Below are 14,274 nucleotides of genomic sequence, written 5' to 3' on the forward strand. Positions count from 1 at the left end.
CCGTACCCAAGGGGACCCGCCCCGCCGCAGGGGGCCCGGCGGGGTGGGTCCCTCCCCCGGGTCGCAACAGCTTGTCAGAACACCCGGTCGGGATCGGGCACCGGGACCAGGCGACCGTCGCAGTCGGCGTACTCCCAGCGCGGCCCGTGTGCGACCAGGTCGGCGACCGCGCCGACGAGCCGGTCCACGTGCTCCCAGGTGGTGCCCACGCCCAGGCTCGCCCGCACCGCCTGGTCGTGGCCCCCGGGCAGCAGGTGTCGGGTGAGCGGGTGCGCGCAGAACAGCCCGTCGCGCACCCCGATCCCGTGCTCGGCGGACAGGGCGGCGGCCAGCAGGCCGGCGGGCAGGCCGTCCACGGTGAACGACACGATCCCCACCCGGGGGTGCTCCTCGCCCCACAGGGTCAGCTCGGTGACACCGTCGATTCCGGCCAGCCCCGCGCGCAGCCGCTCCAGCAGCACCGACTCGCGGATGTGCAGCAGCCCCTGCGCGTCGGGGGTGAGGGTGTCGCACGCGGCGGCCAGCGCCACGGCGCCCAGCACGTTGGGGCTGCCCGCCTCGTGCCGCGCGGGCAGGTCGTTCCACACCACGTCGTGCTCGGTGACCAGCCGGGTGGCGCCGCCCCCGGACAGGTAGGGGACGGCCTCGCGCAGCCAGTCGGCGCGTCCGGCCAGCACACCGGACCCGAAGGGGGCGTAGAGCTTGTGGGCGGACAGGGCGACGTAGTCGGCACCCGTCTCCTCCAGGCTGAAGGGCAGGTGGGGCACGTACTGGGCGGCGTCCACGACCACGCGCGCGCCCTCGGCGTGCGCGGCCTCCACCAGTTCCTCCACCGGCCAGATCTCACCCGTGACGTTGGAGGCGGCGGTCACGCACAGCAGCCGGGGCCCCTCGGGTGCCCCGCGCAGCGCGGTGCGGGCGGCCTCCACCGCGGCGCCGGGGGTGGCGGGCAGCGGCAGGCGCACCACGTGTCCGACGCGGGAGGCGGGGTGCTCCCAGGGCAGCAGGGCGGCGTGGTGCTCGGACTCGAACACGACCACCGTGCAGTCCTCGGGCACCGAGCGGGCCAGCAGGTTGAGGGCGTCGGTGGTGCCGCGCACGAAGACCACGGCGTCGGCCGGACGGGAGCGTGCGCCCACGAAGCGGGCCACGCTGCGTCGTGCGCGCTCGTAGGCCTCGGTGCTGACCTGGGAGTGGTGGCCCGCGCCGCGGTGCACGCTGGCGTAGCGGGGCAGCGCCTCGGCCAGGGCCTCGGCCACCGGGGTCAGGCAGGGGGCGCTGGCCGCGTAGTCGAAGTTGGCGTACTCGACGTGCTCTCCGGTGACCAGGGGGACGCCCTCCTCGGAGGCGACGATCGTGCACCGGTCGGTGCCGGACGAACGCGCCGAGCGGGCGGAACGGGCGGTCTGGATGGAGCTGACAGTGGTCATGGGACACCTCGCCTACGGGTCGTGGGACCCGCGGGGGTGCGCCTCACGGCGACACCTCGGGGTCCGCGCTTGTCCGACACGGTCGTGTCGGGACCTGGTCCTCACCCGGGGCACCCCACCGCGGAAGGAGGGTTGCCGGCCAGCAAGCCGGGGCTTGACGCTGGCACTCGTGACCTGCGAGGCAGGTTAACACAGTCGTCCCCCGGTGGACAGTGCGCGTTCCGTGTGGCCCGAACCACCGCCCCGCTTGACAGCCGCGAACGCGGTGGGGACATACTTGTCCCTGCCTGCCCTCACGCCGCGGGTGTCCGGTTCTCCCCGGCCGCCCTCCAGGCGCGAGACTCCAGTGCGTTGGAGTTTTCGCGTGCCCGCGAGCGAGAGGTGTGCATGGTGCAGGGCAACGACCGTATTCAGCAGGTCTTCCGCAATCCCAGGGTCGTCCTGGTCTCCGGCTACGCCCGTCTTCCCGACTCGGTGGCGAGCCACTCCCAGTACCAGCGCCTCGGCGTCGTCCTCGCCGTGGACACCGCGGACGGCCGCATCGTCGCCGCGGACACCACCCTGCTCACCGACCTGGCCAAGGACTTCTTCCGCGCCCTGGTCGAGGGATCCTCGGTGACCGAGGACATCGCCGAGCTCGTGCGGCGGGTACAGACGCGGTACGCGGGCCAGTCCGGTGCCGCGCTGACCACCGCCCTGCGCCGGTGCCTGGAGACCTACGGCCAGCTGCGGGAGGGCGACCAGCTGCCCGGCGGCCCCGACGGCGAGGAGTGACCCCGTGACCGACACCCGTTCCGAGTCCGGCTCCCCCGCTCCGCTGCCGCTGGCGGGGGTGCGCGTCGCCGACCTGTCCCGGGTCCTGGCGGGCCCGTACGCCACCATGCTGCTCGCGGACATGGGCGCCGAGGTGGTCAAGGTGGAACAGCCCGGGCGCGGCGACGACACCCGCTCCTGGGGGCCGCCGTGGGCGGGGGCCGCGAAGGCCCCTCCCGGGGGGCCCGGTGCGGACGAGCGCGGTTCCGGGGGGTCCGGGCCGGGCGAGGCCGCCTACTTCCTGTCGGTGAACCGCAACAAGCGCAGCCTGGCCGTGGACCTGAAGGACCCCGAGGGCCTGGCCGCCGTGCAGGAGCTGTGCGCGGCCTCCGACGTGGTGATCCAGAACTTCCGGCCGGGGGTGATCGACCGGCTCGGGCTCGGCTACGAGGCGGTCAGCGCCCGCAACCCGGCCGTCGTGTACTGCTCGGTGAGCGGGTTCGGGCCCGAGCACGAGCCGAGCACGCGCCCCGGCTTCGACATCGTGGTGCAGGCCGAGAGCGGCCTGATGGCCACCACCGGACCGGCCGAGGGGCCGGCGAGCAAGGTGGGCGTGGCCCTGACCGACGTGCTCACCGGGCTGAACGCGGCAGTGGGCGTCCTCGGGGCGCTCATGCGTGCCCGTGCGACCGGCAGGGGCGAGAACATCAGCGTGTCGCTGATCAACTCCACCCTGTCCGGCCTGGTCAACCTCACCCAGCAGGCGCTGGTGACGGGGGTCGAACCCGCCCGGGTCGGCAACGCCCACACCACGATCGTGCCCTACCAGGCCTTCCCCACCGCGGACGCGGAGATCGTCGTCGCCGCCGGGAACGACGCCCTGTACCAGCGGCTGTGCGCGGCCCTGAACCGCCCCGACCTGGGCGGGGACCCCCGCTACGCCACCAACCCGGGGCGGGTGGAGCACCGGGAGGAGCTGGTCACGGAGCTGTCGGCGACCCTGCGCGCCCGGTCCGCCGACCACTGGATGGAGATCCTGGTGGGGGCCGGGGTGCCGGTGGGACGGGTGCGCGGTGTGCTGGACGCGCTGCGCACCGCCGATGACAGCGGCGACGACGTCCTGCGAGCCGTGGAGCACCCCACCGCCGGGCTGGTCGAGCAGGTCCGCGCGGGCTTTCGGCTGGAGAACAGCCCGCCGCCGCTCACCGCGCCGCCGCTGCTGGGCCAGCACTCCCGTCAGGTCCTCACCGAACTGGGAGTGGACGGGGCGGCCGTGGACGGGATGATCCGGCGCGGCGCCGTCCAGCAGCCCGACCTCCCCTGAACCGGGACCGCCCGCGCACACGTCCTTCCGCACACGCACACGAACGACACGAGAATCCCGCATCCGCCTCCCCGACCGGCCGCACGGGCCGGACGCACCACGAAGGGACACCACCATGAGCGACTCCCGCAAGCCCGCCGCCCCGGACCCGCGCGACTTCCTGGCCGTGGACGCCGAACTGTCCGACACCGAGCGGGACGTCCGCGACGCCGTGCGCGGCTTCGCCGAGCGCGAGCTGGCGCCGAACGTGGCCGACTGGTTCGAGGCGGGCACCCTGCCCGACCCGCGCGGGCTGGCCAAGGCCTTCGGCGACCTCGGCGTGCTGGGCATGCACCTGGAGGGGTACGGCTGCGGCGGGTCCAGCGCGGTCGCCTACGGCCTTGCCTGCCGCGAGCTGGAGGCGGTCGACTCGGGCCTGCGCAGCTTCGTGTCGGTGCAGGGGTCGCTGGCGATGGCGGCCATCCACAAGTTCGGCTCCGAGGAGCAGAAGAACGCGTGGCTGCCGCGGATGGCCGCGGGCGAGGCGATCGGCTGCTTCGGCCTGACCGAGCCCGACTCCGGCTCCGACCCGGGGTCCATGCGCACCCGCGCACGCAGGGACGGGTCGGACTGGGTGCTCAACGGCACCAAGATGTGGATCACCAACGGCTCGGTCGCCGACGTGGCGGTGGTCTGGGCCGCCACCGACGAGGGGGTCCGCGGGTTCGTGGTGCCCACCGGGACCCCCGGGTTCTCGGCCAACGTCATCCACAGGAAGCTGTCGCTGCGCGCGTCCGTCACCTCCGAGCTGGTGCTGGAGGACGTGCGGCTGCCCGCCGACGCGCTGCTGCCCCTGTCGCGGGGGCTGGGGTCGCCGCTGTCGTGCCTGAACGAGGCCCGCTACGGCATCGTGTGGGGCGCGGCCGGCGCCGCCCGCGCCTGCTACGAGGCGGCGCTGGAGTACGCGAAGAGCCGCGAGCAGTTCGGTCGGCCCATCGCCGGGTTCCAGCTCACCCAGCGCAAGATCGCCGACATGGTGGTGGACGTCAACCACGCCAACATGACGGCGCTGCGGATCGGACGCCTGAAGGACGAGGGGAACTGCCACCACAACCACGTGAGCTTCGGCAAGTTCTCGTGCGTGGCCGCCGCCCAGCGCGTGGCCGCAGCCGCGCGCTCGGTGCACGGCGCCAACGGCATCACCCTGGAGTACCCGGTGATGCGGCACATGGTGAACCTGGAGACGGTCGCCACCTACGAGGGCACCGAGGAGATCCACGCGCTCAGCATCGGCCAGTCCGTGACCGGGATCTCCGCGTTCCGCTAGGAGGCCGGGGTAGGAAAGCCGGGCGGGGACGGGCGTGTCCCCCCGCTCCCCGGTGTCGCCGGCCGCGCGCAACCGCCAGAATGGGGAGCATCCGAGCGAGGGAGTTGCCGAGATGGGGAACGAGCCGACGAAGCGGTTCGAGATGACGCGGCTGCGGCGGACGGCCAACGCCTGCGTCAGCGGCTTCGTCAAGTACGGGGTGTGCCTGCCCGAGTTGCACCTGCTCACCACGCGTGGGCGCAAGACGGGCTTCCTGCGCACCATCCCGCTCAGTGTGCTGGACAGCGACCGGGGCCGGTTCCTGGTCGCGCCCTACGGGGAGGTCGACTGGGTCCGCAACCTGCGCAAGGACGGCTTCGCGACGCTGCGCCAGGGAGGCTGGATCGAACTGGTCAGCGTGCGTGAACTGGGCGCCGAGGAGGCCGCCCCGCTGCTGAAGGAGTACCTGGACCATCCGCGGGCCGCCGTGGTGGGACTGTACTTCGAGACGCCGCCGGACGCCCCGGAGGAGGCGTTCGTCGCCGAGGCCGAGCGTCACCCGGTCTTCGAGATCGTGCGTTCCACCACGATCCGCATCTGACCGGAGGGCTTCGCACGGGCTCCGGGCGCCCTGGCGCCCGGAGTCAGTTGCGGACGCGGTAGACGTCGTAGACGCCGTCCACCCCCCGCACCGCGCGCAGCACGCTGCCCAGGTGGGCGGGGTCGGCCATCTCGAAGGTGAAGCGGCTCTGCGCCACCCGGTCGCGGCTGGTCTGGACGGTCGCGGACAGGATGTTGACGTGCTGGTCCGACAGCACCCGGGTGATGTCGGACAGCAGCCGGGACCGGTCCAGGGCCTCCACGTGCAGCGCCACCAGGAACATGGAGTCCTCGGTGGGCGACCAGTCCACCTTCACCATGCGGTCGGTGTCCAGGGTCGCGGTGTTCACGCAGTCCCTGCGGTGCACGGACACCCCGTTGCCCCGCGTGACGAAGCCGACGATCTCGTCTCCCGGCACGGGCGTACAGCACTTGGACAGGCGCGCCCACACGTCGGCGTCGCCCTCCACGACCACGCCCGGGTTGCCGGACTGGCGCTGGCGGAGCGCCGCCTTGCCGGGCAGGGCCGACTCGGCGATGTCCTCGGTGTGGCTCTCCAGCCCGCCCATCGACTCCACGAGCTTGCCCACCACGTGCTGCGCGCTGACCTGGCGCTCGCCCACGGCCGCGTACAGGGAGTCCACGTCCGGATAGCGCAGGTCGCTGGCCAGGGCGATGATCGCCTCGCCGCTGAACAGGCGCTTGACCGGCAGCTCCTGTTTGCGCATGATCTTGGCGATCTCGTCCTTGCCCTGCTCTATGGCGGCCTCGCGGCGCTCCTTGGTGAACCAGTGGCGGATCTTGTTGCGGGCGCGGGCGCTCTTGACGAAGTTCAGCCAGTCCCGGCTGGGCCCGGCGTCGGGCGTCTTGGAGGTGAGGATCTCCACCGTCTCGCCGTTGTGCAGCTCGTTCTCCAGCGGCACCAGGCGGCCGTTGATACGGGCGCCCACGGTGCGGTGGCCGACCTCGGTGTGCACCGCGTACGCGAAGTCGACGGCGGTGGCGCCCTGCGGCAGGGAGATGACGTCGCCGCCCGGGGTGAAGACGAACACCTCCTGCACCGACAGGTCGAAGCGCAGCGACTCCAGGAACTCGCCCGGGTCCTTGGTCTCCTGCTGCCAGTCGATGAGCTGGCGCAGCCACTGCATGTCGGAGCTGCCCCTGGGCTTGCTCTCGCCCCCGCTGGTGCGGTCCTCCTTGTACTTCCAGTGCGCCGCGATGCCGTACTCGGCGCGCCTGTGCATCGCCCGGGTGCGGATCTGCAGTTCGACCGGGTTGCCCGAGGGCCCTATGACCGTCGTGTGCAGCGACTGGTACATGTTGAACTTGGGCATCGCGATGTAGTCCTTGAACCGCCCCGGCACCGGGTTCCACCGCGCGTGGATGGTCCCCAGGGCCGCGTAGCAGTCGCGGACGCTGTCCACCAGGACCCGCACGGCGATGAGGTCGTAGATCTCGTCGAAGCCGCAGTTGCGGGCGATCATCTTCTGGTAGATCGAGTAGTAGTGCTTGGGGCGCCCGCGCACGGTGGCCTTGAGCTTGGACTCGCGCAGGTCGGCCGAGACCGCCTCGATGACCTCCTGGAGGTAGACGTCGCGGCGCGGGGCGCGCTCGGACACCAGGCGGGCGATCTCGTCGAAGCGCTTGGGGTAGAGGGTGGCGAAGGCCAGGTCCTCCAACTCCCACTTGATGGTGTTCATGCCCAGTCGGTGGGCGAGCGGAGCGAAGATCTCCAGGGTCTCTCGGGCTTTCTTCTCCCGTTTGGCACGGGATGGCAGGTAGCGCAGGGTGCGCATGTTGTGCAGGCGGTCGCACAGCTTGATGACCAGTACCCGGATGTCGCGGGCCATGGCCACGACCATCTTGCGGACGGTCTCGGCCTGGGTGGCCTCGCCGTACTTGACCTTGTCGAGCTTGGTGACGCCGTCGACCAGTTCGGCGATCTCGTCGCTGAAGTCGGCGCGCAACTCATCCAGGGAGTACTCGGTGTCCTCGACGGTGTCGTGCAGTAGGGCGGCGGCCAGGGTGGCCTCCTGCATGCCCAGCTCGGCGAGGATCGTGGCGACGGCGAGCGGATGGGTGATGTAGGGGTCGCCGCTCTTGCGCTTCTGGTCGCGGTGGTGGTGGGCGGCGACCTCGTAGGCGCGCTCGATCAGCCGCACGTCCACCTTCGGATGGGTGGCGCGCACCGTCTTGATCAGTGGTTCGAGCACCGGGTTCATCGTCACTCCCCGCTGGGCGCCGAGTCGGGCGAGCCTTCTGCGTACTCGCACCGTGGAGGGCGTGGTGGAGGGGGGCGGCTGCCGCGTGGCCCCCGCTCCGGAGACGTCGGAGGGCGCCGCTCCACTCGCGGCGCCCTCCGGGCGGTCCTCCTGTGGTCTTGTGGCGGCGCTTGGCACACCGGTGCCGTCCGCGTGCCCTCCCGGCCTGGTCGGCCGCGGCTCCTGGGGGGCGTTCTGCCGTGTCTCGCTCGCCGCTACAGCCCCGGTCGAAACCACTTCGCTTGGCATGCCTACCTCCCGCGGATCCGCCCGGGTCGCGCGGGCGCCGTCGGCGCCGCCCGGCTCCACCGGTGCACGTGCGTGTCATCAGGGCCAGTCGTGACGTGGCCGCCGCGGTACCTCTCCCACCAGTCTAGTGGGACCGTACCCGCGGGTACGGGGAAACGGTCCGGTCCTTCCCGCGACCGGCGGGTGTGACGCAGGCCACCAGGGGTGTCACACCTGGTGGTGGAGTACGTCAACGATGACGGACCGTCGCGCATTCCCTGTGGGAGGACGCCGGTCGTGGCGCGGGTCGGCGGGATCAGACCGAGAGGAGGGCGTGCAGCTCCACGTCGGGCATCTTCTCGTGCCCCCGGAGCGCGGAGAGCTCCATCAGGACGGAGAATCCCACGACCGTACCACCCGCCTTGCGGATCAGGTCCACCGCGGCCCTTCCGGTGCCGCCGGTGGCGAGGACGTCGTCGACGACCAGCACACGGCTGCCCGGGGTGATGGCGTCGGCGTGGATCTCGACGGTCGCGGTGCCGTACTCCAGATCATAGGCCTGAGCGATGGTGTCCGCGGGCAGTTTCCCGGCTTTGCGCGCGGGAACGAAGCCGGAGCCCAGCGCCATGGCGACCGGGGCCCCGAAGATGAAGCCCCGCGCCTCCAGTCCGACCACGTGGTCCACCCCGGCGTCGCCGTAGGGCGCGGCGAGGCCCTCCACGGCGGCGGCGAGGGCCTCGCGGTGGTTGAGCAGCGGCGTGATGTCCTTGAACAGGATGCCGGGATGCGGGAAGTCCGGGACGTCGCGGATGTGGGCCCGGATGAGGTCCAGGCTCGGGGCGGTGTCCGCGGTCGCGGTGTCGTCGGGCATGTGCGGTGGGACCTTCTGCTGGAGGTCTCCCTGGAGACCTGTCGGGCGGATTCGGGCCCGACACGGCGGTACCGACCCCCGGGGCGGGGGCCGGTACCGAAGTCTGTCGGGCCGTGGGGCCTTGCGGCGGGGCCTGCCGCCCGCGCGCGGGCGCGGGCGCCGTCCGGGCGGCGGGGAGGCTAGCCCTTGGGCTTGTCGTCGTCGCCGAAGTCGGGACGGTCCTCCACCGGGGTGTCGTCGGCGGCCGGGGTGATGACCTCGCCGATGCCGGCCTTGAGCATGCGGATGCGGGTACCGGGCGCGATCTCCAGCACGACGTCCTGCTCGTGGATCTCGACGAGGGTGGCGAAGATGCCGGCCTTGGTCATGACCTCGACGCCGGGGACCAGGGAGTTCTGCATCTTCATCTCCTGCTGGCGGCGCTTCTGGTTCGGGCGCCAGAACAGCAGCCAGAACACCACGAGGATCAGCAGGAACGGGAACAGCATGCCGAGGAGTCCGCCCGTGGGCTCTCCTTCGGCTGCGAGGTGGTAAAGGCCCTGCACGGGGCGTCCTTCCTGACGTTTCGTCGTGTGGCCGACGGCTGTCGGCTCGGACACCGCAACGGCCACCTTCTTCGCGCCGGTTCGGACCTGTCGCGGTCCGAGCCGTACCCGGCACGTACAACGCGCCAAAGGACCGACTCGTTCCGCCGGTGTCGAACGACACGTACGGAGCGTTGCCCCGTATCGGCTGGTTCGTCCCAGCTTACGTGGCGCCGGTCACCGGTATCCCACCGGTCGAGATCGGAAGTGTTAACGGTTCGGCCCCGGATTCTCGCGCGTGCCACCCATTGTGCCCGCACCAGGGCCCTGTGTCAGCGCCCCCGGTCAGGGAGCCGACGTGCCGCCGTTCCCGGAGCCGCGCGCGGAGGAGTTGCCGTTGGCGGCCGCCGCGCCGAAGGCCGCGTCCGGCGGAGGTGTGAGCCCCATGTGCGCCCAGGCCTGCGGGGTGGCCACCCGGCCGCGCGGGGTGCGGGCCAGGAAGCCGGACCGGACCAGGAAGGGTTCGGCGACGACCTCCACGGTCTCGGCCTCCTCCCCCACCGAGACCGCCAGCGTGGACAGGCCGACCGGGCCGCCGCGGAAGCGGTTCATCAGCACGTCGAGGATGGCGCGGTCCAGCCGGTCCAGGCCCAGGCTGTCCACCTCGTACAGTTCGAGCGCGGCGCGGGCGGTGGCCAGCGACAGCCGGCCGTCACCGCGCACCTCGGCGTAGTCGCGCACCCGGCGCAGCAGCCGGTTGGCGATCCGGGGCGTGCCGCGCGAGCGCCCGGCGATCTCCCGGGCGGCGTCCTCGTCCAGGGGCGCGCCGAGCAGGCCGGCCGAGCGGTACAGGATCAGTTCCAGCTCCGCGGGCGTGTAGAAGTCCATGTGCGCGGTGAACCCGAAGCGGTCGCGCAGCGGGGCGGGCAGCATGCCCGCCCGTGTGGTCGCCCCGACCAGGGTGAACGGGGCGATGTCCAGCGGGATGGCGGTGGCTCCGGGGCCCTTGCCGACCACGACGTCGACCCGGAAGTCCTCCATGGCGACGTAGAGCATCTCCTCGGCGGGGCGGGCCATCCGGTGGATCTCGTCCAGGAAGAGCACCTCGCCCTCCTGCAGGGTGGAGAGCACGGCGGCCAGGTCGCCGGAGCGCTCGATGGCCGGGCCGGAGGTGATGCGCAGCGGGGCGCCGAGTTCGGCGGCGATGATCATGGCCAGGGTGGTCTTGCCCAGGCCCGGGCCGCCGGACATCAGGATGTGGTCGGGTGCCCGGTTGCGCCGCTGGGCGCTGTGCAGGACCAGGGAGAGCTGTTCCCGCACGCGCTCCTGGCCGACGAACTCGTCCAGGGCGCGGGGGCGCAGCGCGCCCTCGACCTGGTGGTCGTCCATGCTGGCGTCGGGTGAGACCGCTCCGCGCTCGTAGGCGGCGGCCTCGTCGGTGGCGGATCCGCGGTGGGATTCCTCGTGGGAGTCGTACACGGGAGTTCCTCGTCCCTCCTAGGCGCGGCTGAGCCTGCGCAGGGCGCTGCGCAGCAGGACGGCGACGTCGTCGGTCTCCTCGGCCTCGGCGGCCACGGCGGCGGCCGCGGCCTCGGCGTCCTTGGCGGGCCAACCCAGGTTGACCAGGCCGGACACGACCTGACCGCGCCAGGCTCCGTCTGGCTCGCCCGCGGGCGCGGCCGCCTCGGCACCGGGAAGGGTGCCGTCGTCGAGCACGGGGGCGTCGAGCTTGCCGCGCAACTCCAGGACGATGCGCTGGGCGCCCTTCTTGCCGATGCCGGGCACGCGGGTGAGCGCGGCGGTGTCCTCGGTGGACACGGCGTGGCGCAGGCTGGAGGGGCTGTGGATGGAGAGCATGGCCAGGGCCAGGCGGGGACCGACGCCCGAGGCGGTCTGCAGCTGCTCGAACAGGTGCTTCTCGTCGTCGTCGGCGAACCCGAACAGGGTCAGGGAGTCCTCGCGGACGACGAGGCTGGTGGCGACGGTGCCGGTCTCGCCCACGTGCAGGCGGGACATGGCGGAGGGGGTGCACTGCACGGTCATTCCGACCCCGCCGACGTCGATCACGGCGCTGCCCGCGCCGCGTGCGGCCACCCGGCCGGTGAGGAACGCGATCATCTCGTGTGGGCACCGGGGACGGTGCCCTTCTCCTTCCTGGGGGCGTGGCGCTACCGGCCGCGGGTGCGGCGGGCCAGTTCCACCTTGCGGGCGAAGTCCTGCTGGGCCTGGGCGACGCGGGCCTGGGCCCCGCCGCGCCAGATGTGGCAGATGGCCAGGGCGACGGCGTCGGCCGCGTCGGCGGGCTTGGGAGGTCCGTCGAGTCCGAGGATACGCGCCACCATGGTGCCGACCTGCGCCTTGTCGGCGCGGCCGCTGCCGGTGATGGCGGCCTTGGCCTCGCTGGGGGTGTGCATGGCCACGGGCAGGCCGCGGCGGGCGGCGCAGACCAGGGCGATGCCGCTCGCCTGGGCGGTGCCCATGACGGTGCTGAGGTTGTGCTGGGCGAAGACGCGCTCGACCGCGACGGCGTCGGGCCGGTAGTGGTCCAGCCACTCCTCGATGCCGCGCTCGATGCCGACGAGACGCTGGGGCAGGTCGGTGTCGGCGCTGGTGCGGATGGCGTCGGCGCCGAGCAGGACGAGCGGTCGGCCGATGGCGCCCTCGACGACACCGATGCCGCACCGGGTCAGTCCCGGGTCGATCCCCAACACGCGCACGCGTTCCACCCTCATCTTCTCGAACGTCAGTTCGCACCATGCTAGCGGCGGGCACCGACCCTTGCCGTCGACCCGGCCGCGTGTCGGTGCGCGGGCTCCGGCACGGAGGGAGGGACCGCTCCCCGCCCGGCCCCTCCGCCTGCGGCGAGGCCCCCTGGGGACAGTATCCGCCCCGAGCCCGGCGCGCGCACGTCCCCGCGGCCGGCCCCGGAAAAGGGGTGGACCGCGCCGGAGGGGCGTGCTAGGTTGTACTCAAAAAGAGAAAAACTCATCATGAGAAGAACTTGGCGGTGCACGTGACCGAGGAAGAACCGCGACGGGAGCAGGGCGAGGACCGCTTCCTCGCCGACTACGACCCGCACGCCTTCGCGCCGGCCGCCGTCACCGTCGACGTCGTCGCCCTCACGATCCGGTCGGGAGAGCCGCACGTACTGCTGACACGGCGCGCCGCCCATCCGCAGCGCGGCTGGTGGGCCCTGCCGGGCGGGTTCGTCCGGGCACAGGACGGACCGGACGGACCCGCCGACCCCGACCTGCCCGACGCCGCCCTGCGGGTGCTGTCGGAGAAGACCCTCCTGCCCACCGAACTGCACCTGGAGCAGCTGGGCACCTACGGCGCCCGGGACCGGGACCCGCGCATGCGCGTCTTCTCGGTCGCCTACATGCTCCTGGCCCCCGGCCTGCCCGACCCCCGTACCGGCCGCGGCACCGAGGAGGCCGCCTGGGTCCCGTGGCGCGAGCTCGGCCACGGCGACGGCGCCCGCGCCGGCCGCGAGCTGGCCTTCGACCACGGCCGCGTCCTCGCCGACGCCGTCGAGCGCGCCCGCTCCAAGCTGGAGTACACCGCGCTGGCCACGGCGTTCCTGCCGCCCGCCTTCACCATCACCGCGCTGCGCGAGGTCTACCAGGCCGTGTGGGGACAGGACCTGCACGCCGCCAACTTCCACCGCAAGATCCTGGCCACCCCCGGGTTCGTGGAGGACACCGGCGAGCTCTCCGAGCGCGGCGGCGCGGGCGGCGGGCGGCGGGCGCGGCTGTACCGGGCGGGCGGCGCGGCCCTGCTGCACCCGCCCCTGCTGCGGAGCACCCAGTGAGCCCCCGCCCCCCGGGAGAGAGCACATGAGATCCGGCCGGGACACCGCCGACGACTTCGACACGGCCCTGCGCGCCCTGGCACTGGCCGAGGATCCGACCGCCCTGTTCGGCCCCCTGCCGAGCAGCGAGGGCCCCCCGCCCCCGGCCGCCACCTCCGCCCACCGGCGCCTGGCCCGCCTGCTCCACCCCGACCGGGCTCCCGCGCGGCGCGGGGCGGAGGCCGCCGCGGCCTTCACACGGCTCACCGAGGCCTGGTCCCGCTACCAGGACATGGCCGGGGGCGGGCTCGGCCTCGACGACCTCACCCTGGCCACGCGCGCCCACACCTACCACGTGCGGCGGGGGCCCGGGCCGCTGGCCGCCGGCGACATCGCCGATCTGCACGAAGTCCGCTACAAGGACGGCGGCACGTGGCGGGAGGCGGTGCTCAAACTGCCGCGCTCCCACCGGGACAACGACCTGGCCACGGCCGAGACGACCGCCCTGCGCCGCATCCGTGAACGGGCCCCCGCCGGGTCCCGGGCCTTCTACCCCGAGCTCGTCGAGCAGATCCGCCACCGCGACGCCGCCACCGGGGCCGAGCGGCGCGGCAACGTCCTCACCCGGCTCCGGGGCTTCCACAGCCTGGCCGACGTACGCCGCGCCCACCCCGACGGCGTGGATCCGCGCGACGCGGCGTGGATGTGGCGGCGCCTGCTGGTCGCGGTCGGCAACGCCAACCGGGCGGGGGTCGTCCACGGCGCGGTCGTTCCCGAACACGTCCTGATCCATCCCGGACGGCACGGTCTCGTCCTCGTCGACTGGTGCTACTCGGTGACCTCCGCCGCCGCGCACACCGCGCCGCACATCCCGGCGATGGTCCCCCACCGCGGGGACCTGTACCCGGAGGAGGTCCTCGACCGTCGGCCCGCCGTGCCCGCCACGGACGTCCACATGGCGACCCGCTGCGTCGAGTACCTCACCGCGGGCCGCCTGCCCCGGCCGCTGCGCGCCTTCGTCCGCGGCTGCACCCTGCCCGCCCCCGAACGGCGGCCCGGCGACGGGATCCGGCTCCTGGGCGAGCTCGACGAGGCGCTGGAGCGGGCGTTCGGTCCGCGCCGGTTCCGCCCCTTCCACATGCCCGCCACCGTCTGACCACCCCTTTTTTTCCGGCCCCGCCCGACCGCCCCGCCCCGCGGTCGGCCGC

13 protein-coding genes and 1 riboswitch are annotated in these 14,274 nt (G+C 73.1%); of the genes, 6 read left to right on the plus strand and 7 right to left on the minus strand.

The genetic code is table 11. The features are described from left to right. Positions 1-74: 74 nt before the first annotated feature. The gene (locus tag A6A08_RS10625) at positions 75-1,430 is read right to left on the minus strand and encodes an aminotransferase class V-fold PLP-dependent enzyme (protein ID WP_073702397.1); all 1,356 of its coding nucleotides are present in this window, start codon (positions 1,428-1,430) and stop codon (positions 75-77) included. A 60-nt stretch (positions 1,431-1,490) separates the two neighbouring features. Further along, positions 1,491-1,605, minus strand: a riboswitch (SAM riboswitch). Positions 1,606-1,820: 215 nt separating this feature from the next. On the opposite strand from A6A08_RS10625, the gene A6A08_RS10630 reads away from it, so the two are divergent. From A6A08_RS10630 to A6A08_RS10645, 4 genes are all read left to right on the plus strand, one after another. After that, entirely contained in the window at positions 1,821-2,204 is a 384-nt protein-coding gene (locus A6A08_RS10630) for a DUF3870 domain-containing protein (RefSeq protein ID WP_073702780.1), read from the plus strand. A 4-nt stretch (positions 2,205-2,208) separates the two neighbouring features. Then, positions 2,209-3,507 carry a CaiB/BaiF CoA-transferase family protein gene (locus tag A6A08_RS10635; RefSeq protein WP_073702398.1) on the plus strand — a complete coding sequence of 433 codons (1,299 nt, stop codon included), beginning with the start codon at positions 2,209-2,211 and terminating at the stop codon, positions 3,505-3,507. A 115-nt stretch (positions 3,508-3,622) separates the two neighbouring features. After that, positions 3,623-4,813, plus strand: a complete 1,191-nt coding sequence (locus tag A6A08_RS10640) for an acyl-CoA dehydrogenase family protein (RefSeq protein ID WP_073702399.1) — start codon at positions 3,623-3,625, stop codon at positions 4,811-4,813. A 112-nt stretch (positions 4,814-4,925) separates the two neighbouring features. Beyond that, a complete protein-coding gene (locus A6A08_RS10645; protein WP_073702400.1) occupies positions 4,926-5,393 on the plus strand; it encodes a nitroreductase/quinone reductase family protein in 468 nt (155 codons plus the stop codon). A 43-nt stretch (positions 5,394-5,436) separates the two neighbouring features. Here the strand turns inward: A6A08_RS10645 and A6A08_RS10650 are convergent, their stop codons facing one another. The 6 genes from A6A08_RS10650 to ruvC all read right to left on the minus strand — a co-directional run bounded on the left by A6A08_RS10650 (position 5,437) and on the right by ruvC (position 11,993). Further along, complete coding sequence (locus A6A08_RS10650; protein ID WP_073702401.1) at positions 5,437-7,614, minus strand: bifunctional (p)ppGpp synthetase/guanosine-3',5'-bis(diphosphate) 3'-pyrophosphohydrolase; 2,178 nt, start codon at positions 7,612-7,614, stop codon at positions 5,437-5,439. 583 nt (positions 7,615-8,197) lie between these two features. Next, positions 8,198-8,752 (minus strand): adenine phosphoribosyltransferase, encoded by a 555-nt coding sequence (locus A6A08_RS10655; RefSeq protein ID WP_073702402.1) that lies wholly within the window; start codon positions 8,750-8,752, stop codon positions 8,198-8,200. A 179-nt stretch (positions 8,753-8,931) separates the two neighbouring features. Beyond that, positions 8,932-9,297: a preprotein translocase subunit YajC gene (yajC, locus tag A6A08_RS10660; protein ID WP_073702403.1), complete on the minus strand. Its 366-nt coding sequence runs from the start codon at positions 9,295-9,297 to the stop codon at positions 8,932-8,934. Positions 9,298-9,621: 324 nt separating this feature from the next. Further along, positions 9,622-10,665 (minus strand): Holliday junction branch migration DNA helicase RuvB, encoded by a 1,044-nt coding sequence (ruvB, locus tag A6A08_RS10665; protein WP_158069276.1) that lies wholly within the window; start codon positions 10,663-10,665, stop codon positions 9,622-9,624. Positions 10,666-10,773: 108 nt separating this feature from the next. Then, positions 10,774-11,394, minus strand: a complete 621-nt coding sequence (gene ruvA, locus A6A08_RS10670; RefSeq protein ID WP_073702405.1) for a Holliday junction branch migration protein RuvA — start codon at positions 11,392-11,394, stop codon at positions 10,774-10,776. Positions 11,395-11,444: 50 nt separating this feature from the next. After that, positions 11,445-11,993 (minus strand): crossover junction endodeoxyribonuclease RuvC, encoded by a 549-nt coding sequence (gene ruvC / locus A6A08_RS10675; protein WP_073702781.1) that lies wholly within the window; start codon positions 11,991-11,993, stop codon positions 11,445-11,447. A gap of 296 nt (positions 11,994-12,289) precedes the next feature. On the opposite strand from ruvC, the gene A6A08_RS10680 reads away from it, so the two are divergent. Then, positions 12,290-13,087 (plus strand): NUDIX domain-containing protein, encoded by a 798-nt coding sequence (locus A6A08_RS10680; protein ID WP_073702782.1) that lies wholly within the window; start codon positions 12,290-12,292, stop codon positions 13,085-13,087. 25 nt (positions 13,088-13,112) lie between these two features. After that, positions 13,113-14,222 carry a molecular chaperone DnaJ gene (locus tag A6A08_RS10685; RefSeq protein WP_073702406.1) on the plus strand — a complete coding sequence of 370 codons (1,110 nt, stop codon included), beginning with the start codon at positions 13,113-13,115 and terminating at the stop codon, positions 14,220-14,222. The last annotated feature ends 52 nt before the right edge of the window (positions 14,223-14,274 follow it).

This window comes from Nocardiopsis sp. TSRI0078 (assembly GCF_001905145.1).
In the GTDB taxonomy this organism is placed as follows: domain Bacteria; phylum Actinomycetota; class Actinomycetes; order Streptosporangiales; family Streptosporangiaceae; genus Nocardiopsis.